The organism is Sphingomonas gilva (assembly GCF_003515075.1).
Lineage (GTDB): Bacteria > Pseudomonadota > Alphaproteobacteria > Sphingomonadales > Sphingomonadaceae > Sphingomonas > Sphingomonas gilva.
Genome location: NZ_QWLV01000001.1, coordinates 126,990 through 150,830 on the forward strand (window position 1 = coordinate 126,990; position 23,841 = coordinate 150,830).

Genomic DNA, 23,841 nt, shown 5'->3' on the forward strand with positions numbered 1-23,841 from the left:
GTCTTTCTCGTTGGAGCAAGTGTCGGCCACGCCGGGGCCGGACGCAAGGCGTCAGAAGGCGAAGGCCTCGGCCTCGGCGCGCTCGGCGACCAGCGCGGCATCGGCGATCAGGCGCAGGGGCGCGACGTCGACATCCGATTGCCCGCTTGCGACCAGCTCGGCGAAGCGCGCGTAGAGCCGGGGATATTCGGCGTCGGGCGCCTCGATCGGCGCGCCGCCGGGCAGCGTGATGATGCTCCCGCCCATAGCCAGCAGCAATGTCCCCTGATCGGTTTCGATCTCGATATCCCAGCTTTGCGGGCCGGTCTGGAGGAAATCGAACTCGGCCTCGACCGGCGTGTCGCCCGATCGCATCGTCAGGCTGGCGGCGATCGGCGACTGGCGGCCGCGCGGCATCGACATGCGCGCCGCCTCCAGCATCACCGGGCGCGGCATGATCCGGGTGAGGATCGAAAGCGCGTTGATGCCGGGATCGAACACGCCGAAGCCGCCCGCCGCGAGGATCCATTCCTGGCCCGGATGCCAGCGGCGGATATCCTCCTTCCAGGTGATCCGCACGCGGTCGATCCGTCGGCCGGCGAGCCAGGCGCGCGCGGGTTCGACCCCGGCCGCCTCGCGCGAATGCCAGGTGGCGAACAGCGTGACGCCGCGATCCCGCGCGCGGCCGGCGAGATCCTCGATCTCGCTGAGCGTCGCGGCGGGCGGCTTTTCGAGCATGACATGCAGGCCCGCATCGATTGCCGCACAGGCGATGGCGTGGCGGCCGGCGGGCGGGGTGCAGAGAGAAACCGCGTCGAGATCGTGACCGCCGGCGATCAGCCCGGCGATGTCGGTATGGCCGGGCACGCCTTCCAGTTCGGCATTGCGGCTCGCGGTCGCGACCAGGGTGAAGCGCGGGTCGGCGGTGATCGCCGGAATATGCTGGTCGCGCGCGATCTTGCCGATGCCGACCAGCCCCAGGCGCATCGCCTGCCCATCCCTCTCCGCCATTCTTATCTCGCCTATTGTTTATATGATATATATGCTTTCTATTCGCTTCGACCTTGGCTATCAAGCGTCTAAGAGAGTCGATGAAGCGATGTCGGCGCGCGAGGGAGCAAGGGCCTTGGGGCGATGAGTGAGGCTGGGGACGCGGCGGCGAAACGCGTAGGCCTGCGTTCGCGCGCGTGGTTCGACAATCCCGACAATCCCGACATGACCGCGCTCTATGTGGAGCGCTACCTGAACTACGGCATCAGCCTGGAAGAGCTGCAATCGGGCAAGCCGATCATCGGCATCGCCCAGACCGGCAGCGATCTCGTGCCGTGCAACCGCCACCATATCGTGCTCGCCGAACGCTTGCGCGAGGGCATCCGCGAAGCGGGCGGGATCGCCATCGAGTTTCCGACGCATCCTATACAAGAGACCGGCAAGCGGCCGACCGCGGGGCTCGATCGCAATCTCACCTATCTGAGCCTGGTCGAGACGCTCTACGGCTATCCGATCGACGGCACGGTGCTCACCATCGGCTGCGACAAGACCACGCCCGCCTGCCTGATGGCCGCGGCGACAGTCAACATCCCGGCGATCGCGCTGTCGGTTGGGCCGATGCTCAACGGCTGGCACAAGGGCGAGCGGACCGGATCGGGCACCATCGTCTGGAAGGCGCGCGAGATGCTGGCGGCGGGCGAGATCGACTATAAGGGCTTCATCGAGCTCGTCGCCTCGTCCGCGCCCTCGACCGGCTTCTGCAACACGATGGGCACGGCGACGACGATGAACTCGCTGACCGAGGCGCTGGGCATGTCGCTGCCCGGTTCGGCGGCGATCCCGGCGCCCTATCGCGACCGGCAGGAATGCGCGTACCTCACCGGCAAGCAGATCGTCGAGATGGTGCTGGCCGACCGCAAGCCGTCCGACATCATGACGCGCACCGCATTCCTCAACGCCATCCGGGTCAACTCGGCGATCGGCGGATCGACCAACGCGCCGATCCACCTCAATGCCACCGCGCGGCACATGGGCGTCGAGCTCGATCTGGCCGATTGGGAAGCGCACGGCGCGGACGTGCCGCTGGTGGTCAATCTCCAGCCTGCCGGCAAGTATCTCGGCGAGGATTTCTACCGCGCCGGGGGCGTGCCCGCGGTGATGGGGCAGCTGCTGCGCGCCGGGATGATCGACGGATCGGCGCTCACCGCCAACGGCCGCACCGTCGCGGACAATGTCGGCGAGGCGGAAAGCGAGGATGCCGACGTCATCCTGCCGCTCGAACGACCGCTGCGCCATGCCGCCGGGCTTTCGGTGCTGTCGGGCAATCTGTTCGACAATGCGGTGATGAAGCTGAGCGTGATCTCCGACGATTTTCGCCGAACCTATCTCTCCGATCCCGACGATCCCGACGCGTTCGAAGGCGTGGCGGCGGTGTTCGACGGGCCGGAGGATTATCATGCGCGGATCGACGATCCGGCGCTTGGGCTCGACGCGCGCTCGATCCTGGTGATGCGCGGCGCGGGGCCGATCGGCTATCCGGGCGGGGCGGAGGTGGTCAACATGCGCCCGCCCGCCGCGCTGATCCGCGCCGGAATCCACGCGCTGCCGTGCCTCGGCGACGGCCGGCAGTCGGGCACCAGCGGCAGCCCGTCGATCCTGAACGCCGCGCCCGAGGCGGCGGTCGGCGGCGGACTGGCGCTGCTCCGGACCGGCGACCGGGTGCGCATCGACCTCAAGCGCCGCCGCGTCGACATGCTGGTCGACGACGCCGAGATCGATCGCCGCCGCGCCGCGCTCGCCGGGACCGGCGGCGTAGCGGCGCCCGAATCGCAGACGCCGTGGCAGGAAATCCACCGCCAGCTGGTCGGCCAGTTCGACACGGGGGCGGTATTGGAAGATGCTGTGCGCTTTCAGCGGATCGCGCAGACGCGCGGCCTGCCCCGCGACAGCCACTGAAAACGAATGAGGGAGAGCAAGATGACGATCACGAAAAGGCTCTGCATGCTGACGGCGGCGCTGGCGCTGACGGCCAGCCCGGCGCTGGCGGGCGAGGCAAAGCGCTCGACCTTCGGCAAGCTCGCCGATGGGCGCGCGGTGCCGGCGGTGACGCTGACCAACGACAACGGCCTGTCGGCGACGATCATCGCCTATGGCGCGACGCTGCAATCGGTGAAGCTGCCCGACGCCGCCGGCAAGACGGTCGATGTCGCGCTCGGCCACGACAATATCGAGGATTACATCAAGAACCCGCAATATTACGGCAGCACCGTCGGCCGCTTCGCCAACCGCATCGCCAAGGGCAAGTTCACGCTCGACGGCAAGGCCTATCAGACGCCGGTCAACAACGGCGAGAACTCGCTCCACGGCGGCGACAAGGGCTTCGACAAGGTGCTGTGGGAGGTGGTCGAGGCGAAGTCCGGCGCCGACAGCGCGCATGTGACGCTGCGCCATGTCAGCCGCAATGGCGAGATGGGCTATCCCGGCACGCTCACCGTCTTTGCGACCTATACGCTCGACGACAAGAACGCGCTCAAGATCGAATATAAGGCGACCACCGACGCGCCGACGATCGTCAACATCACCAACCACGCCTATTGGAACCTGTCGGGCGAGGGCTCGTCGAACGGGGCGATGGGGCATGTGCTCACCATCCCCGCCGACACCTATCTGCCGACCGACGCCGGCGCGATCCCGACCGGCGAGTTCCGCAAGGTCGAAGGCACCGTGTTCGATTTCCGCCAGCCGCACGCCGTCGGCGACCGCGTCCGCGACGCGACCGACGAGCAGATCGTCTTCGGCCGCGGCTATGACCATAATTGGGTGATCGGCCGCGAGGTGACGCGCGACCAGCATCTGATGGCGCGGGTGAGCGATCCCGCCTCGGGCCGCGGCTTCGAGCTCTGGTCCAACCAGCCGGGGCTGCAATTCTATTCGGGCAATTTCTTCGACGGCACCTCGATCGGCAAGGCCAAGCGCATCTACCGGATGGGCGACGCGATCGTGCTCGAACCGCAGATCTTCCCCGATACGCCCAACCAGCCGGAATTCGGATCGGCGCGGCTGGTCCCCGGACAGACCTATTACAACGTCATGACCTACCGCTTCACCGCGGCCCCGCCAGCGCGCTGACGCGCCAACGATCAGGACATAAGGGAGGAAACACATGCTTCGTCGAACATTTCTGGCCGCGACCGCAGGCGTCGCGGTCGCCATCATGGCGGCGAGCCCCGCCGCCGCGCGCGAGATGTGGACCAAGGCCGCAGCCAACGAATGGTACGATAAGCAGCCCTGGATGGTCGGCGCCAACTACAACCCGCGCACCGCGATCAACCAGTTCGAGATGTGGCAGGCCGACACCTTCGATCCCAGGACGATCGACCAGGAGCTCGGCTGGGCCGCCGGCATCGGCATGAACACGATGCGCGTCTATCTGCACAACATGCTGTGGGAAGACGATGCCGCCGGCCTCAAGCAGCGCATGGACCAGTTCCTGCAGATCGCGGACAAGCACAAGATCCGCATCATGTTCGTGCTGTTCGACAGCTGCTGGGATCCAGATCCCGTGTCGGGTCCGCAGCACCCGCCTATCCCGGGCGTCCACAATTCGGGCTGGATGCAGGCGCCGGGCGCCGCGCGGCTGGCCGACAAGAGCCAGTATGACAAGCTCGAGGCCTATGTGAAGGACGTGGTCGGCCACTTCAAGAACGACCGCCGCATCGTCGCCTGGGACGTGTGGAACGAGCCCAACAACGAAGGCGGCGGGGGCGGCTCCTACGAACCGACGCCGAACAAGAAGAAGCTCGTCGCCGGGCTGCTCGGCCAGGTGTTCGACTGGGCGTACAGCGTCGATCCGACCCAGCCGCTCACCAGTGGCCTGTGGATCGGCGATCATTGGGACGACAAGACGAAGCTCGACGCGGTCGAGAAGATCCAGGTCGCGCGCTCGGAGGTGATGAGCTTCCACGATTATAACTGGCCGGAGAAGTTCGAGGAGCGGGCCAACCAGATGCTGAGCTATGGCCGGCCGGTGCTGTGCACCGAATATATGGCGCGCGGCAACGGATCGACCTTCGATGGATCGCTGCCGATCGGCAAGCGCAAGAACATCGCGATGATCAACTGGGGCTTCGTCGACGGCAAGTCGCAGACCCGCTTCCCCTGGGACAGCTGGAAGAAGCCCTACACCTATGAGGAGCCGACCATCTGGTTCCACGAGGTGTTCCGTGCCGACGGCAGGCCCTATCGCAAGGCCGAGACCGACCTCATCAAGCGGCTGTCGGCCGCGCCCAAGGGGGTCGTGCCGCCCACGCCGGCGCTGCGCTGACGATGAACCACGCGGCCCGCGCCGCGGCGCTCATCCTTGCCGGAATGACGGCGGCCTGCGCGAGCGGGCCGCCGCCGTCCACCGGGCTGGCCGCCGCCGATCCTCATGCCACCGTTATCGATGGCCAGCTGTGGATCTATCCCACCGGCGGGAAGGGCGGCCTCAGCCTGTCGGCCTGGTCGACTGCCGACCGCACCCATTGGGTGAAGCGCGGCGAGCTGATCCATCAGGACCGGATCGGCTGGATCGACGACGACGGCGCGCCAAGGCACCATCTCTGGGCGCCGGCGGTGATCACAGCGGGCGGGCACTGGTATCTTTATTATTCGGTCGGCCCGCAGAACCCGACGCCGAGCCGGATCGGCGTCGCCGTGGCGGACCGGCCGGAGGGACCGTTCATCGATAGCGGGCGGCCGCTGCTGACCGGCGGGAACGGCTTCGAGGCGATCGATCCGATGGTGTATCGCGATCCGCGCGACGGCACCCATTATCTCTATGCCGGCGGCAGCGACGGATCGACGCTCCGGGTGTTCGTGCTCAAGCCGGACATGGTGACGATCGCGCGCGAAGTGGCGGTCGATCAGCCGCCCAACTTCACCGAGGGCGCGTTCATGCACGAGCGGAACGGCACCTATTATCTGTCCTACAGCCACGGCAAGTGGAACGGGCCGAGCTATTCGGTGCATTACGCGACCGCTCCATCGCCCACCGGCCCGTGGCGCTATCGCGGCGTGATCCTCGAAGGCGACGCGCGCCGCCAGGGACCGGGGCATCACAGCTTCGTGCGCGATCCGGCGTCGGGCGACTGGCTGATCGTCTATCACCGCTGGGAACGCCCGCCCGGCCCCGGCCCCTACAAGGGCGCGCGGCGGATCGCGGTGGAGCGGATCGCCTATGGCTCCGACGGCGCGATCCTGCCGGTGAGGATGACGGACGTCAGTCCTTAACGTTATCGATCAGGACCAGCACATCGCCGATCAGCCCGGCCATCGCCCGCCGCGCGGCGTCGGCGTCGCGCGCGGCGATCGCATCGCGCACCGCGGCGTGATCGGCGACGCTCGCCGAACGGCCTTTGATCCGGTTGGTGAAGCGGATCGAACTCCTCAGCGCCGTCGCCACGACATCGCGGAACTGCGCGTAGAACGGGTTTTGCGAGGCGCGCAGGATGGCGACATGGAAGGCGATGTCGGCGTCCAGCGTGTCGTCCATGCCCTGTTCGGCCGCCTGCATCCGTTCGAGACCGGCATCGATGCTGACAAGGTCGCTCTGCTCGGCGAAGCGCGCGGCGAGCGCCGCCGCCTCGGGTTCGATTGCGATGCGCAGCTGGGTGAATTGCCGCAGCAGATCGACCGAGAATTGCCGTTCGAGCAGCCAGTCGAGCACGTCGGTGTCGAACAGGTTCCACGAGCTTGCCGGCTGGACGATGGTGCCCTGGCGCGGCCGCGCGCTGAGCAGCCCCTTGGCGGTCAGCATCTTGACCGCCTCGCGCGTGACCGACCGGCTGACGCCGTGCTGCTTGGCAAGTTCGGCCTCGGTCGGGAAGCTCTGCCCGTCATAGCGCCCAGTGACGATCGCGCGTCCCAGCGAATCGAGCATGCCATAGGTCAGGTTGCGGCCCAGCTGGGTCCGCATCTCTGCCGGGTCGATTGTCTTCACGATATTCACCATCCCCCCGATCTGGCGTATCCGTTCGATAATGTCATCTAATCACCAATGTGATCGCTGGACAAGTCCTATAGATCGGATAAATAGACAAATGTGAAATGCCGAGCCGTGCCGGACTTGGCCGCAAGGGGAGGACGAGCATGGGGCTCTCGACGATCGATATCGTGGTGGTGATCGCCTACGCGATCGGCATTTTCGGGCTGGCGCAATACGTGTCGCGCGAGAAGGCGGGACACACCAAGGATTCGAGCGATTATTTCCTCGCCTCGAAGAACCTGCCCTGGTGGGCGATCGGCGCCTCGCTGATCGCGGCGAACATTTCCGCCGAACAGATCGTCGGCATGTCCGGCTCGGGCTACGCGATCGGCCTCGCCATCGCGTCCTATGAATGGATGGCGGCGCTGACGCTGCTCATCGTCGGCAAATATTTCCTGCCGATCTTCCTCGCCAACAAGATCTATACGATGCCGCAGTTCCTGCAGCAGCGTTTCGGGCCGACCATCCGCACGGTGATGGCGATATTCTGGCTGGTCCTCTACATATTCGTGAACCTGACATCGATCCTCTGGCTGGGGTCGATCGCGGTCACGCAGGTGGCGGGCGTCAACCAGGACGTCGCGCTGTTCGGGCTCGGCATCTTCGCGCTGCTCTATCAGCTCAAGGGCGGGTTGAAGGCGGTGGCGCTGACCGACATCGTCCAGGTGACCTTGCTCGTCTTCGGCGGGCTGGTCATCGCCTATCTCACGCTCAGCCGGATCGGCGGCGACGCCGGCATCATCGGCGGCTTCACCCGCCTGACGACCGAACTGCCGGGCAAGTTCGACATGATCCTTTCGCCCGACAATCCCTTCTACAAGGATCTGCCGGGGCTTTCGGTGCTGATCGGCGGCATGTGGATCGCCAACCTCTCCTATTGGGGGTTCAACCAGTATATCATCCAGCGCGCACTGGCAGCGAAGAGCCTGCCCGAAGCGCAGAAGGGCGTGGTGTTCGCCGCCTTCCTGAAGCTGCTGATGCCGGTGATCATCGTGCTGCCGGGAATCGCGGCGGTGCTGCTCGCCCCCGATCTCGAAAAGCCCGACCAGGCCTATCCGGCGATGATGAGCCTGCTTCCGGTCGGCCTGCTCGGCCTCGTCTTCGCGGCGCTGATCGCCGCGATCATCGCCTCCACCGCGTCCAAGATCAATTCGATCGCGACGATCTTCACCCTCGATCTCTACGCCAAGATGAAGGGCTTCCAGAGCCGCGCCGAAGACGCCGGCGACAATCCCGAAGCGATCTCGGGGCATGAGCGGGAGCTGGTGCGCGTCGGCCGGATCGCCGCGGTGGTCTCCATCGTGCTTGCGATGCTGACCGCGCGGCCGCTGCTCGGCAGCCTCGATCAGGCGTTCCAGTATATCCAGGAGTTCTCCGGCTTCGTCACGCCGGGCATCACGGTGATCTTCCTGCTCGGCCTGTTCTGGTCGCGCGCGACCGAGGCAGGCGCGCTGGTCGGCGCGATCGCATCCGTCGTGCTGAGCTTCATCTTCTGGTTCCCGGCCGATTATGGCGGCGTCGCCGCGCTCAACGCCGTGCCCTTCATGAACCGCATGATGATCGTGTTCTTCGCCAGCCTGGCGCTCGCGGTGGTCGTGTCGCTCGCGCGTCCCGCCCCGGCGGAGAACAACCTGATCACCATGCAGGGCGTGTCGTTCCACACCAGGACGGGCTTCAACATCGCCTCGGTGGTGATCATCGCGATCCTGATTGCGCTCTACGCGACCTGGTGGTGAGCTTGGGGCCACGCTTCCTCGCCATCGACTGGGGCACGACCAACCGGCGGGTCTATCTGATCGAGGACGGCGCGGTCGCCCGCACCGAACGCGACGATCGCGGCGTGACCGCGGTGGCGAAGGGCGGGTTCGAGGCCGAGGCGGCGGCGGTCCGCGAACGCTTCGGCGATCTGCCGATGCTGCTCGCCGGCATGGTCGGATCGAACATCGGCTGGCGCGCCGCACCCTATGTCGCGGCGCCAGCCGGCTTCGGCGCGCTCGCCGAAGCCGTGCTGTGGCTCGATCCGCGCACCGGCATCGTCCCCGGCCTCTCGGTGGTCGCGGATGGGCGCGGCGATGTGATGCGCGGCGAAGAGGTGCAGCTGCTCGGCGCGGTCGCCGCCGGGCTGGCGCCCGCGGACGCGCTGCTCTGCCAGCCCGGCACGCACTGCAAATGGGCCGAGATGGCGGGGGGCGAAGTCGCGTGCTTCACCACCGCCATGACCGGCGAGCTGTTCGCGCTGCTGCGCAAGCACGGCCTGCTTGCGGCGCAGCTCGGCGGCGAGGTGACGCCCGGCGACGCGTTCCTTGCGGGCGTCGAGGAGGGCAAGCGGCGCGATCTGGCCGCGTCGCTGTTCGGCATCCGCGCGGCGGGACTGCTGGGCTTGCGCGACGATGCCGATGCCGCCGCCTTCGCCAGCGGCCTGCTGATCGGCGGCGATGTCGGCGCACGGCTGGCGGGAAGCGCCCACGACACCGTCCATATCCTCGCCGATCCCGGGCTCGGCGGGCTTTACGCGCTGGCGGTCGAGGCGCATGGCCGCGCCGCGCGGCTGGTCGACAGCCACGCCGCCTTCGCCGCCGGGATCATCCGCATCGGAGAATTGATCGCATGAGCCATGTCGCCGAATTCGACGCCGCCTTCGCCCGCCTGCCGCTGGTCGCGATCCTGCGCGGGGTGAAGCCCGACGAGGTGGAGGCGATCGGCGAGGCGCTGGTCGAGGCCGGCTTCGCGCTGATCGAGGTGCCGCTCAACTCGCCCGATCCGTTCGATAGCATCGGACGGCTGGCGAAGCGCCTGGCCGGCCGCGCGGTGGTCGGCGCGGGAACCGTGCTGGACACCGCCAGCGTCGCCGCGGTGCGCGATGTCGGCGGCACGATGATCATCTCGCCCAATGCCGACACGGCGGTCATCGCCGCGAGCGCCGAGGCGCGGCTGGTCTCGCTGCCCGGAATCGCCACGCCGAGCGAGGCCTTCGCCGCGCTCCAGGCGGGCGCGACCGCGCTCAAGCTGTTCCCCGCCGAAGCCGCCAGCCCGTCCGTGCTCAAGGCGATGCGCGCGGTCTTGCCCGCCGCCGCGCGCGTGCTCCCGGTGGGCGGGATCACGCCCGAAGGGATGCGGCCCTGGCGCGAGGCCGGCGCGGCCGGCTTCGGCCTCGGCTCCGCGCTCTACCGGCCCGGCATGGACGCCGCGGCGGTGGGCGCCAACGCGCGCGCGTTCGCGGCGGCGCTCTAAACCCTCACCCCGTCGCCGGACGCCGGCGGAGGCGCGCCCCCGCCGGCGATGCCGCCGTCATTGCAGGCGAACGCGCACGCCGAGCGAGAAGATGCGCTCCAGATACTTCACCTGGCGCGGGAACACGTCACCCGCGACATTGTAGGCGCGATAGCGCCGCACCGGTTCGCCCAGGATGTTCGACACGTTGAAGGCGATGGTGACGTTCTTTAGCGGATTGACCGAGGCGGAGAAGTCCAGCACGCCGCGCCCGTCCTCGAATATGGGGAGAAAGGGCGCGCCGCCCTCCTGGTCCACCGGCGGCAGCGCGAAATCGCGCACCCGATTATATCCGTCGACGAAGCTCGACTGGTAGTTATAGGCGAGCCGCGCGGAGAATTGCGGCTTCTCGTAAAGCGCGACGAGATTGTAGCTATGCTCGGACACGCCCACCACGGGCTGCTGCCCTGGCAGATCCTCGGCCTGGTCCGCGGCCAGCTCGGCACCCGCGTCGATATAGGTGTAGTTGCCGCGCACGCCGAATCCCCGCGCCCATTCGGGCAGGAAATCGAAATCGAAGAAGGTGCCGAACGCGACCTCGATGCCCTGCAGCCTGCCATCGTCGCCGTTGAATGGGCGATTGATGCTGAGCCGGCCCAGGTCGGGATCGGTCTCCAGATTGCTGATCCGCGAAATGAAGCCGTTCACGTCGCGGCGGAACACCGCGACCGTCGCGGAGCCCGCCCGGGAGAAATAATATTCCAGGCTGAGATCATAGTTGGTCGACATGATCGGGCGCAGATCGGGGTTGCCGCCCGATGCGGTGTAGACGCAGTTGGGATTGTCGGGTCCCGGCGGGGCTCCGTCCGGCGGAATGGGCGAATCCGGATCGCAGGCGGTAGGAATGATGTCGCCGAAATTGAGCGACGGGTTGAGCTGGTCGAAATTGGGCCGCGTCCGCGTTTCGGTATAGGCCGCGCGCAGCTGGAGGTTGTCGAGGAACTTGATCCGCGCGCTCGCATTCGGGAGATAGTCCGTATAGGTGTTCGTCTGCTCGATCGGAACGAACGCGACAAGATTGCCGGAGCCGTCAGGATCGAGCGTCACCACGCGCGATATGCCGGCAAGCGTGGTTTCCGTCCTGATCGCGCGCACCCCGATCGATCCGTCGATCGGAACCCCGGCATCGAACTTGTATTTGATCTGCGCGTAACCGGCCAGGGAGTTTTCATCGGCGTCGAAGGTTTCGAGGTCGTTGTACGGCGGCGGCCCTTCGCAATCCGCGAGCTCGAATTCGGGCGAGTTCGGATCGACGCACTCCGGCCTGTTGAAATAGTCCACCAGGTCGCGCAGTTCCCTGATATTGTCACGGACGCTGTCGCGCTCGGCTATGACGAAGCGGCGCGGCTGCATGAACGGGCCGTCGCGGAAACCCGGCGCACTCAGCATCAGGTCGACGGGCAGGTTGGCAAGCGGAATTCGCCGGCCCTCGACGTTGAGATATTTGGACCCGTTGCGCCGGCTGGCCGTACGGTTGTTGAAGCGCGCGCCGAACTCGACCTTGTCGATGAAATCGATTCCGGTTTCATACTCCACGTCCACCCGCGCCTGGATATCGTCGCCCTTGGCCTGGGAGCGCTGGTCGAACAGCCCGCGGAAGATGAAATTGTCGGGGTCGGTCAGGTCGAAATCGCGATAGGCGAAGACCGGCCCGCCATCCTCGTGCGCCACGTCATAGCTGATGTCGCGCACAGGCACGCTGGCGAAGGCGAAGTCGATATTGCCCGCCTGCACCGTGAACGTGCTGTCGGTATAGGCGACGTCCGCCGAAATCTTGAGCGGGCCCTTGTCCCAGATCGCGCCGCCGGCGATCTGGTAGGTGTCGGTCTTGGCGTCGCGATATCCCGAATAGCCGTCGGGCCGGTTGCCGCCCGTCACGGTCATGCTCGCGACCTGGTTGGTGCCGGGCTTGAGCACCACGTCACTGAACTGGACGCCAGCGCCGAACGCCGGCGAGAACAGGTAGCGGTCGCTGTCGCGGCCGCGATAGCCCTGGAACAGGCCGTCGACATAGAATTCGAGCTCGGAGCTCGGTCGCCATTGCAACACCGCGCTGACCGAGGGGCGCCAGCGATTGCCCTCGCCGAAGAACACCGCCTGACCGTCCGGGTAGCGGATGTTGCCGGGGTCGTTCGCGCGCCCTGCGTTGAACTCCGCGACGGTGAGCGGCCGGAACCTGCCGGGCTGGCCCGCCACCGGCGTGCCGACCTGAATGGCGAAACCCTGCTCGCGGGTCGAATCGAGGAAGTCGGTATTGGCCATATTGGCGTTGACCAGCACGCCGATGTCGCCGATCCCGGTTTCCCAGCGGTTGCTGACCAGCAGGTTGCCGTTCCATTCGATCCGCTGCGACTGGTCGAAATGGATCGCGTCGAGTGAGCCGAATATGCGGAAGCCCTTGAAGTCGAACGGCTTGCGCGCCCGGACGTTGATCTGGCCGGCGATGCCGCCCTCGATCAGGTCGGCGGTGCTCGATTTGTAGACCTCGAGCGCGGCGACGCTCGCCGCCGGGAAATCCTGCAGCGCGACGAACCGGCCCTGCCCGGTGAAGATCTCGCGGCCGTTATAGGTGGTGCTCAGATTGGGCAGGCCGCGGACGCGGACCTCGGCCGCCTCGCCCGCCGCGCGGTTGACCTGGATGCCGGTGATCCGCGCGAGCGAGGCGGAAGCGGTGACGTCGGGCAGCTTGCCGATGTCCTCGGCGACGATCACGTCGACGATCTGGTCCGACGTGCGCTTGATCGCCTGCGACGTTTCGATGCTCTGGCGGATGCCGGTGACGACGATGTCGCCCTGCGTCTCGGCTTCCACTGCTTCCGCGGGAAGCGACGTCTCCTGCGCCAGCGCTTGAGTGTTGAACAGGCCCGCGGACGCGGTCGCGCAAAGCAAAGTGATGAAATGGCGGCCCATATACCCTCCCCATGGAATTGCTCGCGCGATCTCGGTCGCGTTGAGCGTCAGGGCATATAAAGCATATAAATCCTATTCAAAGCAATAGGCGATGGCTGCTATGCGACAAAAGCATTTCTTCAACCGGAAATCGGCGGCCATCTGCGGCGGAACAGCCGCTGCCCGCAACTCGCGCGGGTCGCCGGCTCAGTTCTGGATCAGGCGGATCAGCGTGCCGTCGGGGTCGATCAGCCCACCCACGCGCCCGCCTGAGGGCCGACACTGGGCGGATGCAACCGCGGCTGGCCGACATGGCTTTCGGGCAAGCAGGCCGCAACTCGCCGCGCTCGAGGATCATCCGTCCTTGTCACGATGAAGCTCGGTGAAGCCAACCGACTATAGAAGCGAGGTCGCCTGAAAATCGCGCGCGGGCAGGTTGGGCGTCGCATGCCGCCTTACGCCTCAAGTTCGACATCCCAATACAGCCAGTCGTGCCAGCTGTCGTGGAGGTAGTTTGGCGGGAAGGCGCGGCCATGTTCCTGCAGGTGCCAGTTGGTCGGGCGGATCGGCTCGACGTGGAGCGGCATCTTCGCCTGCCTGGGCGTTCGCCCGCCCTTTTTCAGATTGCACGGCGCGCAGGCGGTGGCGACATTTTCCCAGGTGGTGCGGCCGCCCTGCGCGCGGGGTATGACGTGATCGAAGGTCAGATCCTTGTTCGTGCCGCAATATTGGCAGGCGAACTTGTCGCGCAGGAACAGGTTGAAACGGGTGAAGGCGGGGAATTGCGAAGGCTTTACATATTGCTTGAGCGCGATGACCGAAGGAAGCTTCAGCCTCGCGGTGGGACTTCGCACCTCGCGCTGGTAATTGTCGACGATGACGACGCGGTCGAGGAACACCGCCTTGACCGCGGTCTGCCAGGGCCACACGCTCAGGGGGTAATAGCTGAGCGGAGTGTAGTCGGCATTGAGAACCAGCGCCGGGCAACTATCCGGATGGCGGATCAGATCGGGATGAAACATACCTCGACCCCCAACAAGCTGCCGCCCCGATTGCCGGTCAAGGTGACGCCGTCATGACAGCACGAGGCGCGACTCGCCGTCAAGCACGGAGTTCGAAGTGACCCTCGCCACCCGCTTCGCGCCCAGCCCGACCGGGCGGCTGCACCTCGGCCATGCATTATCGGCGCTCCAGGCGCATGATTTCGCGCGCGCGCATGGCGGGCGCTTCCTGCTGCGCATCGAGGACATCGACGGCACGCGCAGCCGGCCGGAGCATGTCGCCGGCATCGTCCAGGATCTGCGCTGGCTGGGCCTCATCTGGGACGGCGAGCCGGTGCTGCAATCCGCGCGCCTGCCGCTCTATCAGGCCGCGCTCGACCGGCTGAAGCGGGACGGCCTCACCTATCCCTGCTTCTGCACCCGTGCCGACATCGCCCGCGAGATCGCCGAAAGCGGCCAGGCGCCGCACGACGCCGCGCCCGTCTATCCCGGCACCTGCCGCGGGCTGGATGCGCGCGGCCGGATGCACGAGCCGCATGCCTGGCGGCTGGACATGGCGGCGGCCGTGGATCGCGCCGGGCCGCTCGCATGGACCGATCTCGACGCCGGGCCGATCGCCGCCGATCCGCTGGCGCAGGGCGATGTCGTCCTCGCCCGCAAGGACGCGCCGACCAGCTATCACCTCGCCGTCACGGTGGATGACGCCGCGCAGGGGATCACCCATGTCATCCGCGGCGAAGACCTGTTCGCCGCGACGCATATCCACCGCCTGCTCCAGGCGCTGCTCGGCCTGCCGACCCCGCTCTACCGCCACCACAAGCTGCTGACCGGCCCCGACGGCAAGCGCCTCGCCAAACGCACCGGCGCGCCGAGCCTGGCGGAGCTGCGAGAAGGGGGCGCCGATCCGGCGGCGTTGATCGAACAATTGCGATCCATTCCTCCCCGGCGCGGGGAGGGGGAACATGCGCAGCTGCCGCGAGAACTGCTTTAGCGGCGAACCCCCTCCACCACGCCGCTACGCAACGCGGTCCCCTCCCCGCCAGCGGGGAGGAATGGGTGGCGATCAAGCCGGCAACGCCCTATATCTTCCTCATGAACACCATCCTCGTCATCGCGCTCGTGCTTGCCATGATCGCCACCGTGGTCGCGCTGGTGCGCGGCATCATCGCCTTCCTGCGCACGACCGAGGCCGATCTGAAAGGCGTCGGCCCCAGCCAGCCGGGGCTGCGTTCGAACCAGATGATGCGCGCGCGGATCATGTTCCAGGCGCTCGCGATCTTGATCGTCGTCGCCATTCTCGCGCTCGCCGGGCGGACCTGAGCTGGTCAAGCTCAACAAGATCTACACGCGCACCGGCGACGAAGGCACGACCGGCCTCGTCGATGGTTCGCGCGTCGCCAAGCACGACCCGCGGATGCACGCGATCGGCGAGGTCGATGAGGCCAACAGCGCGATCGGCGTCGCCATCGCCGCGCTTGGGCCGGGCGAGGACGCCGACCGGCTGAGCGTGATCCAGAACGACCTGTTCGATCTCGGCGCCGATCTCGCCACGCCCGGCGAGGATTTCGCCCCTTCGGAGATGAGCTTGCGCATCGTTCCCGCGCAGGTCGAGCGGCTTGAGGCGGAGATCGACGCGATGAATGCGGGGCTGGAGCCGCTGCGCAGCTTCATCCTCCCCGCCGGAACGCCCGCCGCCGCCGCGCTCCATCTTGCGCGCGCGACGGTGCGCCGGGCCGAGCGGACGGCGGTCGCGGCGGCGGGTACCCACAGTCTCAATCCGCTCGTGCTGGCCTATCTCAACCGTCTCTCCGACCATCTCTTTGTTTTCGCACGCTTCGTGAACAATCGGGCAGGTGGCGACGTTCTCTGGGTGCCCGGCGCGTCGCGCTGAAGGGGCTGTTCACTATTCGTTCCGAATGTGGTACGGATGGCCGACAGGGAGAGCGCCATGACTACTACCGCCGCGCCGCAGCCCCGGCACGATGATCTCGCGGAACGCTATGCCGCGGTGCGCGCGCTGACCTGCGAATGGGCCGCGCCGCTGTCCGATGCGGACGCGACCGGCCAGTCGATGGAGGATGCGTCCCCCGCCAAATGGCACCTGGCGCACACCACATGGTTCTTCGAAACCTTCGTGCTGCGCGACCACGCCCCAGGCTATGCGCTCCATGACGAGCGCTTCCCCTTCCTGTTCAACAGCTATTACGAGGCCGAAGGCGCGCGCCACGCCCGCGCGCGCCGCGGCATGATCACGCGGCCGACGCTTGACGAGGTGCTGGCCTATCGCGCGGCGGTGGACGCCGCTTTGCTCGCCGCCCTGCCCGATCTGCCGAACGCGGCGCGCGATCTGGTCGCGCTCGGCTGCCATCATGAAGAGCAGCATCAGGAGCTGCTCGTCACCGACATCCTCCATCTCTTTTCGCAAAACCCGCTCGAGCCGGCGCTGTTCGCCGCGCCTGCCAAGGTCCCCGTCGCGGTGCCGCCGCCGATGGGCTGGATCGGGCATCCCGGCGGCCTCGTCGAGATCGGCCGTGCCGGCGACGGCTTCGCCTTCGACTGCGAAGGCCCCCGCCACCAGGCGCTGCTCCATCCCCACGCCATCGCCGACCGCACCGTCACCAACGGCGAATGGGCCGCCTTCATCGCCGATGGCGGCTATGCCGACCCGCGCCACTGGCTCTCCGACGGCTGGGCCTGGGCCCAGGCGGCAAACATCGCCGCCCCCCTTTATTGGCACAAGCGCGATGATCGAGAAGTTTGGACCCGCTTCGGCCTGGACGGCCGCCGCGAGATCGATCCCGCCGCGCCCGTCACCCATATCAGCTTCTACGAAGCCGACGCCTATGCGAGCTGGGCCGGCGCGCGCCTGCCGACCGAAGCGGAGTGGGAATATGCCGCGCGCGGCGCCGATCCGGCGGGCGGCAACCAGATGGTCGGCGCCGGACCGGTGGAGCCGCGCCCGTCGACGGACGGCGGCTGGTTCGGCGATGTGTGGGAATGGACCGGCTCGGCTTACCGCCCCTATCCCGGCTTCCGCGCGGCCGAGGGCGCGGTCGGCGAATATAACGGCAAGTTCATGAGTGGTCAGTTCGTCTTGAAGGGCGGCAGCTGCGCCACGCCGCGCGGCCATGCACGGGCGAGCTATCGGAACTTCTTCTATCCCCATCAACGCTGGCAGTTCACCGGCGTGCGGCTGGCGAAGGACATCTGATGCTGCTGCATGACGAAGCGCCGGTGAAGACCGGCACCGATCCCGCATTCCGCGCCGATGTGCTGCGCGGCCTCGCCGCCCGGCCGCGCGCGGTCCCGGCGCGGTGGTTCTACGACACGCGCGGATCGGAGCTGTTCGAGGAGATCACGCGGCTTCCCGAATATTATCCGACGCGGGTGGAGACGGCGCTGCTCGAGGCGCATTGCGGCGAGGTCGGCCGAATCGCTGGTCCGGGGCGCGCGGTGGTCGAGTTCGGATCGGGTTCCTCGGCCAAGACGCCGCACCTGCTGTCGCAGGTCGCGCCCTCTTCCTATGTGCCGATCGATATTTCCGGCGAGTTCCTGCGCGAATCCGCAGAGGGGCTGGCGGCGCAGTTCCCGGCGCTGCCGGTGCATCCGGTCGAGGCCGATTTCATGCGCCCGATCCATCTGCCCGAAGCGGTGGCTGATGTGCCGAAGCTGGGCTTCTTCCCCGGATCGACGATCGGCAACATGGTTCCGCGGACCGGCGCCGATCTCCTGCGGGCGATGCGCCAATCGCTGGGCGAAGGCGCGATGCTGCTGATCGGCATGGATCGGATCAAGGATGTCGACGTCCTGATCGCCGCCTATGACGACGCGGCTGGCGTGACGGCGGCGTTCAATCTCAACCTGCTCGAACGGATCAACCGCGAGCTGGACGGCGATATTCCGATCGACGCTTTTCGCCACCGCGCCATCTGGAACGACATGGAAAGCCGGATCGAAATGCATCTGGAGGCGCAGCGCGATGTGGTCTTCACTGTGGCCGGTGAGCGCTTCGCCATGGCGGCGCGGGAGACGATCCATACGGAGAACAGCCACAAATACGGTCCGCAAAGCGGACGCATGTTGCTGCGCACCGGCGGCTGGACGCCCATCGCCGAATGGACCGACGGGGGCGAGAATTTCGCGATCATCCTCGCCGAAGCCAAGCCCCGCCGCGAAGCGCCTTAGCCGGCCGCCCGCTCGACCCGCGCGGTCCAGGTGCGCAGCCATTTGACCGCGCCGCGGCAATTGCCTTCGGTTTCGGCGATGACCAGGCGAAACCGCGCGCCGTCCCACACCCATTCGCGCGCCTCGCCGCAATCGCCGAGGCCGCGCCCCCTCGCCGCGCTCGACAGGCGGCCCGTCTCAGCGTCCCAGCCGCCGTTGACGATGCGGGTCTCGGTGCCCGGCTCGCCGAAGCTGTAGCCCTCGTCGAACGGCGCCGGGCGCGCCTTGCCGTCGGTGACGACGAAGGGCGCCGCGATGGCGTTGTACGCCCCCGACCCGCACGAGATCAGCACCAGCGTGTCGCGATCGGACAGCTTGTGCGCCTGCTCGGTTGCCGGGCCGAAATCGTCGGCAGGACATTCGGAGACGCGGCGCATCTCCGCGATCAGCGCCGCCGGGGGACTGGCCGCATCGCCGCGCGCGATCGGCGCGGCGACCACGGTGGGAAGCGGCGGCGGCGCGGCCGTGAAGGGCTGGTTGCCCTTGGCCACGAGGGCGGTCGGCGTGTTCGCTCGACCTTGCTGGGCATCCATATAGCGCAGCGCGGCCGAAGCGCCGGCGAGCGAGATGGTCGCGAAATCGGTGCCGCCGCTTCTGAGATGAAGGCTGGGCGCATCGACGATCGCCGCGGCCACATCTGCCGATGCGTCGCGGTCGAGCAGCACCATGCCGTCGCCGTCCCATGTGCCGGTGGCGATCCGCTTGCCCTCCACCACCAGATCGACTTCGCCGGCCTGGTCGCTGGGCGAGCGCAACGAGATCGAGACCGCGCCGTCCGCTCCCGCCGGGCGGCGGACGATCATGCCGACATCCTGCAGATTGGCCATGCCGGGCGCGAGCGACACCGCCTCGCAGGTCTTGCCGTTGTCGCAGGCGACCGACCAATCGCGAAAGGTCTCGATCTCGGCGACGCTTGGCACCGCCCCGTCGTCGACCGGACCCGACGCCGGGACGACAGCGTTTACGGCCGGACCGGCGGCGTTGGCGACTTCCGCCGCGCTGCCGTTGGCCGGTTCGTTCTGCCCGCAGGCGGCGGCGAGCGCGAGGAGGGGGAGGGCGGACAGCTTCATCATCATGGCGTCCCAACGCACGGACGGCTAACGGGTGTCAATCGGAACGAACGGAAGGGGTGCGGCATGCAGGCAGTCGGCGTGATCGGAGCAGGGCAGATGGGCGCGGGGATAGCGCAGGTCTCCGCCCAGGCGGGCTACCGCGTGCTGCTGGCGGATGTCGATCTGGCGAGCGCCGAGCGCGGCAAGGCGGGGATCGCCAGGCAGCTCGGCCGGCTGGTCGAGAAGGAGAAACTCTCCGCCGAGGCGCGCGACCAGGCGCTCGAGCGGATCGAGCCTGTGGCCGATCTCGCGCCGATGGCCGCCGCCGGGCTGATCATCGAAGCGGCGACCGAGCGCGAGGAGATCAAGCGGAAGATCTTCGCCGAGGCCGGCAAGGTGCTCGGCCATCAGGCGGTGCTCGCCAGCAACACCTCCTCGATCCCGATCACCCGGCTGGCGCAGGCGACGCCCGATCCGGCGCGCTTCATCGGCGTGCATTTCTTCAATCCCGTCCCCCTGATGGGCCTGATCGAGGTGATCCGCGGCCTCGCCACCGCGGATTCGACGGTGAAGCTGGTCGAGGATTTCGCCGCGGCGCTGGGCAAGGAGGTGGTCCACGCCAACGACGCGCCGGGCTTCATCGTCAATCGCGTGCTGATGCCGATGCTCAACGAAGCCTGCTTCGCGCTGGGTGAGGGCGTGGCGAACGTCAAGGACATCGACACCGCTTGCCGGCTTGGCCTCAACCATCCGATGGGCCCGCTGACTCTCGCCGACTTCATCGGGCTCGACACCTGCCTGGAGATCACCCGCGTCCTGTTCGAAGGCACCGGCGATCCCAAGTTCCGGCCCGCGCCGCTGCTGGTCAAATATGTCGAGGCCGGCTGGTTCGGCCGCAAGGCGGGCAGGGGATTCTACGATTATTCGGGCGAGACGCCCATGCCGACGCGGTGAAGCCCGAGCCGATAAGGTAACGGTTTTTCGCGGTGCGTTTTACCTTAGCCCGATCGGACGAAGGACGGTGTACCGCAATCCGGCCAACGACAAGCCTACACCTTCCAAAGAGCCGAATCGCAGGATTGCAGATCGGGCCCATGTAGGACAGCATTTTTTTCGGGTTTCGCGCGGTGGGGGTTCAAGCCCGTTTGGGTATCTCCAGCCCGCGCTGCACGGCTGGGCGGGCTAGGCCGCGGTCGAGCCAGGCGGGGACGTTGACGAGGGCGTCAAAGCCGACAAGGTCGCGCGCTTCGTAGAAGGTGATGAGGTTCCTGACCCAGCCCAGACAGGCGATATCGGCGATGGTGTAGTCCGCGCCCATGATCCAGCTACGGCCGTCGAGGTGCGTGTCGAGCACGCCGAGCAGGCGCTTCGCCTCGGCGACATAGCGCTCGAGCGGGCGCTTGTCCTCCCACTTCGCGCCCGCGAACTTGTTGAAGAAACCGACCTGCCCGAACATCGGCCCCAGCCCGCCCATCTGCCACATCACCCACTGGGTCGCTTCCCAGCGTCCGGCCGCGTCGGCGGGCACGAACTTGCCGCTCTTGTCGGCGAGATAGAGCAGGATCGCGCCCGATTCCCATAGCGGCATCGGCTGGCCGCCCGGCCCGTTGGGATCGATGATCGCCGGGATCTTTCCGTTGGGGTTGAGCGACAGGAATTCAGGCGTGTGGCTTTCGTTCTTCAGGATGTCGACGAGATGCGCCTCATAGGGCAGCCCGGTTTCCTCGAGCATGATCGACGCCTTCACGCCGTTGGGCGTGTTCAGGGAATAGAGCTGGATGCGGTCGGGGTGCCGGGCCGGCCAGCGCTGGGCGATGGGGAAGGTGGACAGGTCGGTCATGGGGAGCCCTGCGTTGGGACGAGGTAGGTGAAGCCATGTCGTCTGGGTTGGACCAAGCTAGGTGACGCGTGGAACTCGTCAAGATGCACGCGGTTGATACGCAGCTGTCCAGGAGATCACCGGCAACCATGACGCCTGACCCTATCGATCGCACCCAACCATGTTGTTGAGGTCGGTCGATTGCTTACGCTCCATGGCGGTCCACCAGCCAGAGGACGGGCTGCCTGATCGGGAAGTTGCGCACGACCTCGCCGACGCTTGGATCGGGATCGAGGCGGCGCCAGAGCTCCAGCCAGTCGGACCGGCCGAGCGCGAGGCCGCCGAACAGCAGGCTGGGATGGCGAACGGGAAAATCCTCGAAATACTCGATGTCCCTGGCGAACGGCCAGCGTTCCCGATCGCGGATGAAGGGCGCCATGAAGGCGATGGCGGCGGCGATCGACCGCCCCCGGGCCGATCGGCGGATGAGCGCGCCGGGCGTTTTGGACAGCAGCCAGGCGGCGCCGGCCAGGACGTCCAGGTTGAACAGCGAATAGCCGTACGGCTTGGTGCGCGCGAGTTCGAGCGGCTGGCTGCCGTCGAGCGCGATCTGCGCCGGCACGATCGTATCGAACAGCCGCCGCCGCATCGCCTCCAGCAGGTCGTCTCGCCCGGTCACGCCGGCAAAGGCGGCGACCTGGAGCAGCCAGCAGGTGCCGTGATTATTCTCCTCGTCGCGCTCCTCCCGCCCGGGCTCGGATTCGATGAGCCAGGAGAGATAATCGGCGAACCAGCGCTCCACGCCGGCGCGCACGGCGGCATAGCCCGGCGCGTCATGCCGCGCGAGCAGCGTCGCGCCGCGCGCCACCTCCACGAGCTGGAGCGTATCGATGATGCCGATCGCACGTCCGGTGTTCCTGCCGATGATCGCCTGGGCATGGCGAAGATCGGGGTTCATCCGCGTCGCCGGATCGACGAACCAGGCGTGGAGATGCCGGATCGCCGCCTCGGCGAACCGCGTTTGGCGCGTCAGCAGCCATGCCGCCGCCAGCATCGGCATATCGGCGCCGAAGCGGATCAGCGCGTCGCGGTGGCCGTCGAACTTGGCCGGGTTGGACCGCCCGTCGCGGCGGATATAGGGGCCGTCCGGATTGGCGGGATCGGGCCACCAGTAATCGCCTTCGGAATAATAATCGTGCCTGCCCGCCGGACTGCGCGGCGCCGGCACCGAGGTGATCGTGCGCGGCGGCGCCTCGAGCAGCGCGGTCGCGCGCGGCAGCACCCGGACGCGCTCGATCGCGGCGATATCGGGATCGGGCCGCCGCAGCGCGGCGAAGGCAGGCGGAACCGCGAGCAGGCCGGGCAGCGCGATCAGCGTGCGGCGATCGATCATGCCGCCCGGCACCCATCCGCGGGCCGCGCCTGCGGTTCCGCTCCGAAGGCCCAGCGGGTGCGCCAGCGCAGGGGCCGGCCGGGCTCTACCCGGGTGCTGGGGAAATGCGCGATCCACGGGCTGTCGGGGAAATGACCGGGCTCGAGCGCGATGCCCGCATGGCGCGCAATGGCGTCGCCGCGTCGATCGCGGTCCGTGCCGTCGAAGGCGTTGCCGGTATAGACCTGCAGGCCGGGCTGGTCGGTCGTCAGCGTGAGCGTGCGGCCGGAATGCCGATCGTCGAGCTGCGCGGCGCCGCCGGGGCGCATCTCCAGCATCTCGTCTATCCCGCCGGCCGCGGCGATCGCCGGATGGGACGAACCGAGCGTATCCGCCAGCACCCGGCCGCCGGCGAAATCGAAGGGGCCGCCATCGGTCGGAAGCAGCCGGCCGGTCGGCAGCTTGCGGCCGTCGATCTCCAGCCGGCGCGCCGCATCGACCCGCAGGCGATGGCAGGCGATCGTGCCGCGGCCGGCGAGATTGAAATAGACATGGTTGGTGACGTTCGCGACCGTCGGGCGATCTGAGGCGGCGGTGATGTCGAGCGTCAGCACGTCCGCATTCCGGGCCAGAGCGTAACGCGCGGTCACGGTCAGGCGGCCGGGAAAGCCCTGATCGCCGTCCGGGCTGACATGGGTGAAGATCACCCCGGCCGCGTCCGCCGCCTCGAACGGCCGCGCCGACCAGAGCGCGCGGTCGAACCCTGGATCGCCGCCGTGCAGCGTCACGCCCGATGCGTTGGTGGCGAGCGGATAGCGCTTGCCGTCGACCAGCGCCGCGCCGCGCAGCCGGCCCGCATAGCGCCCGACGATCGCGCCGAAGCGCCGCTTGCTGCGGACGAAACCGCCGAGATCCGCCGGCGCGACGACGACATCGGCCAATTGCCCGTTGCCGTCGGGAACCGCGATGCGCGCGATCGCGGCGCCATGATCGATCAGGTCGACCACCATTCCACGCGCGTTGGTCAAGCGGTGACGCCGGACGGCTCGTCCGTCGGGCAGGGCGCCGAACGCCGTGCTTTCGATACCGGGTGGCGAGGCGCCTTCCGACATGGCCCCGCTGGAGGCCGGCAAAGCGGCAATGCCGACGATGAGCGACAGGCGAGCCGACACCGCCGCGATGGAACGGAGCGCAGGCCGCGCGGAACAAGACGGGAGATA

At 67.5% G+C, this 23,841-nt stretch carries 21 protein-coding genes and 1 pseudogene; 13 read left to right on the plus strand and 9 right to left on the minus strand.

All coding sequences use genetic code 11. The features are described 5' to 3' along the window. Positions 1–51 precede the first annotated feature (51 nt). Positions 52–990 (minus strand): Gfo/Idh/MocA family protein, encoded by a 939-nt coding sequence (locus tag D1610_RS00625; protein WP_118862216.1) that lies wholly within the window; start codon positions 988–990, stop codon positions 52–54. A 123-nt stretch (positions 991–1,113) separates the two neighbouring features. Between D1610_RS00625 and D1610_RS00630 the strand changes: the two genes are divergently transcribed. The 4 genes from D1610_RS00630 to D1610_RS00645 are packed head-to-tail and all read left to right on the plus strand — an operon-like array spanning position 1,114 to position 6,240. Further along, positions 1,114–2,925: an IlvD/Edd family dehydratase gene (locus tag D1610_RS00630; RefSeq protein WP_118862217.1), complete on the plus strand. Its 1,812-nt coding sequence runs from the start codon at positions 1,114–1,116 to the stop codon at positions 2,923–2,925. 21 nt (positions 2,926–2,946) lie between these two features. Next, a complete protein-coding gene (locus D1610_RS00635; protein ID WP_222926900.1) occupies positions 2,947–4,098 on the plus strand; it encodes an aldose epimerase family protein in 1,152 nt (383 codons plus the stop codon). A gap of 34 nt (positions 4,099–4,132) precedes the next feature. Beyond that, complete coding sequence (locus D1610_RS00640; protein ID WP_118862218.1) at positions 4,133–5,293, plus strand: endo-1,4-beta-xylanase; 1,161 nt, start codon at positions 4,133–4,135, stop codon at positions 5,291–5,293. A 2-nt stretch (positions 5,294–5,295) separates the two neighbouring features. Next, positions 5,296–6,240: a family 43 glycosylhydrolase gene (locus D1610_RS00645; protein WP_118862219.1), complete on the plus strand. Its 945-nt coding sequence runs from the start codon at positions 5,296–5,298 to the stop codon at positions 6,238–6,240. Here the strand turns inward: D1610_RS00645 and D1610_RS00650 are convergent. Then, a complete protein-coding gene (locus D1610_RS00650) occupies positions 6,230–6,925 on the minus strand; it encodes a FadR/GntR family transcriptional regulator (protein WP_342768299.1) in 696 nt (231 codons plus the stop codon). The genes D1610_RS00645 and D1610_RS00650 overlap by 11 nt on opposite strands. A gap of 173 nt (positions 6,926–7,098) precedes the next feature. On the opposite strand from D1610_RS00650, the gene D1610_RS00655 reads away from it, so the two are divergent. The 3 genes from D1610_RS00655 to D1610_RS00665 are packed head-to-tail and all read left to right on the plus strand — an operon-like array spanning position 7,099 to position 10,225. Next, positions 7,099–8,730 carry a sodium/sugar symporter gene (locus tag D1610_RS00655; protein ID WP_118862221.1) on the plus strand — a complete coding sequence of 544 codons (1,632 nt, stop codon included), beginning with the start codon at positions 7,099–7,101 and terminating at the stop codon, positions 8,728–8,730. After that, positions 8,721–9,605: a 2-dehydro-3-deoxygalactonokinase gene (locus tag D1610_RS00660; protein ID WP_118862222.1), complete on the plus strand. Its 885-nt coding sequence runs from the start codon at positions 8,721–8,723 to the stop codon at positions 9,603–9,605. Before D1610_RS00655 ends, D1610_RS00660 begins: the two co-directional genes overlap by 10 nt. Then, positions 9,602–10,225, plus strand: coding sequence for a 2-dehydro-3-deoxy-6-phosphogalactonate aldolase (locus D1610_RS00665; protein WP_118862223.1), 624 nt, complete (start codon positions 9,602–9,604; stop codon positions 10,223–10,225). The genes D1610_RS00660 and D1610_RS00665 overlap by 4 nt, the downstream gene beginning before the upstream one ends. A gap of 57 nt (positions 10,226–10,282) precedes the next feature. On the opposite strand, the gene D1610_RS00670 is transcribed toward D1610_RS00665, so the two are convergent. The 3 genes and pseudogenes from D1610_RS00670 to D1610_RS00675 form a co-directional block, all read right to left on the minus strand. After that, positions 10,283–13,174, minus strand: coding sequence for a TonB-dependent receptor (locus D1610_RS00670; RefSeq protein WP_118862224.1), 2,892 nt, complete (start codon positions 13,172–13,174; stop codon positions 10,283–10,285). A 186-nt stretch (positions 13,175–13,360) separates the two neighbouring features. Continuing rightward, a pseudogene (locus D1610_RS17575) lies at positions 13,361–13,588 on the minus strand (VOC family protein). Positions 13,589–13,608: 20 nt separating this feature from the next. Then, a complete protein-coding gene (locus D1610_RS00675) occupies positions 13,609–14,175 on the minus strand; it encodes an HNH endonuclease (protein WP_118862225.1) in 567 nt (188 codons plus the stop codon). A 97-nt stretch (positions 14,176–14,272) separates the two neighbouring features. Here D1610_RS00675 and gluQRS point away from each other — a divergent pair, with 97 nt between their 5' ends. From gluQRS to egtD, 5 genes are all read left to right on the plus strand, one after another. Then, entirely contained in the window at positions 14,273–15,145 is an 873-nt protein-coding gene (gene gluQRS, locus D1610_RS00680) for a tRNA glutamyl-Q(34) synthetase GluQRS (protein ID WP_118862226.1), read from the plus strand. Between the two features lie 101 nt (positions 15,146–15,246). Beyond that, the gene (locus D1610_RS00685) at positions 15,247–15,474 is read left to right on the plus strand and encodes a twin transmembrane helix small protein (protein WP_118862900.1); all 228 of its coding nucleotides are present in this window, start codon (positions 15,247–15,249) and stop codon (positions 15,472–15,474) included. Position 15,475: 1 nt separating this feature from the next. Beyond that, the gene (locus D1610_RS00690) at positions 15,476–16,045 is read left to right on the plus strand and encodes a cob(I)yrinic acid a,c-diamide adenosyltransferase (protein WP_118862227.1); all 570 of its coding nucleotides are present in this window, start codon (positions 15,476–15,478) and stop codon (positions 16,043–16,045) included. Positions 16,046–16,102: 57 nt separating this feature from the next. Beyond that, positions 16,103–17,365: an ergothioneine biosynthesis protein EgtB gene (gene egtB / locus D1610_RS00695; protein WP_118862901.1), complete on the plus strand. Its 1,263-nt coding sequence runs from the start codon at positions 16,103–16,105 to the stop codon at positions 17,363–17,365. Next, positions 17,365–18,339 (plus strand): L-histidine N(alpha)-methyltransferase, encoded by a 975-nt coding sequence (gene egtD, locus D1610_RS00700; RefSeq protein ID WP_118862228.1) that lies wholly within the window; start codon positions 17,365–17,367, stop codon positions 18,337–18,339. Before egtB ends, egtD begins: the two co-directional genes overlap by 1 nt. Here egtD and D1610_RS00705 read toward each other — a convergent pair. Beyond that, positions 18,336–19,454 carry a DUF1176 domain-containing protein gene (locus tag D1610_RS00705; protein WP_118862229.1) on the minus strand — a complete coding sequence of 373 codons (1,119 nt, stop codon included), beginning with the start codon at positions 19,452–19,454 and terminating at the stop codon, positions 18,336–18,338. The genes egtD and D1610_RS00705 overlap by 4 nt on opposite strands. Before the next feature lie 60 nt (positions 19,455–19,514). Between D1610_RS00705 and D1610_RS00710 the strand changes: the two genes are divergently transcribed. After that, positions 19,515–20,384 carry a 3-hydroxyacyl-CoA dehydrogenase NAD-binding domain-containing protein gene (locus tag D1610_RS00710; RefSeq protein ID WP_118862230.1) on the plus strand — a complete coding sequence of 290 codons (870 nt, stop codon included), beginning with the start codon at positions 19,515–19,517 and terminating at the stop codon, positions 20,382–20,384. 181 nt (positions 20,385–20,565) lie between these two features. Here the strand turns inward: D1610_RS00710 and D1610_RS00715 are convergent, their stop codons facing one another. The 3 genes from D1610_RS00715 to D1610_RS00725 all read right to left on the minus strand — a co-directional run bounded on the left by D1610_RS00715 (position 20,566) and on the right by D1610_RS00725 (position 23,733). Then, entirely contained in the window at positions 20,566–21,270 is a 705-nt protein-coding gene (locus D1610_RS00715; protein ID WP_118862231.1) for a glutathione S-transferase N-terminal domain-containing protein, read from the minus strand. A gap of 184 nt (positions 21,271–21,454) precedes the next feature. Next, complete coding sequence (locus tag D1610_RS00720; protein ID WP_118862902.1) at positions 21,455–22,642, minus strand: alginate lyase family protein; 1,188 nt, start codon at positions 22,640–22,642, stop codon at positions 21,455–21,457. Further along, positions 22,639–23,733: an aldose epimerase family protein gene (locus tag D1610_RS00725; RefSeq protein ID WP_118862232.1), complete on the minus strand. Its 1,095-nt coding sequence runs from the start codon at positions 23,731–23,733 to the stop codon at positions 22,639–22,641. The genes D1610_RS00720 and D1610_RS00725 overlap by 4 nt, the downstream gene beginning before the upstream one ends. Positions 23,734–23,841: the final 108 nt, after the last annotated feature.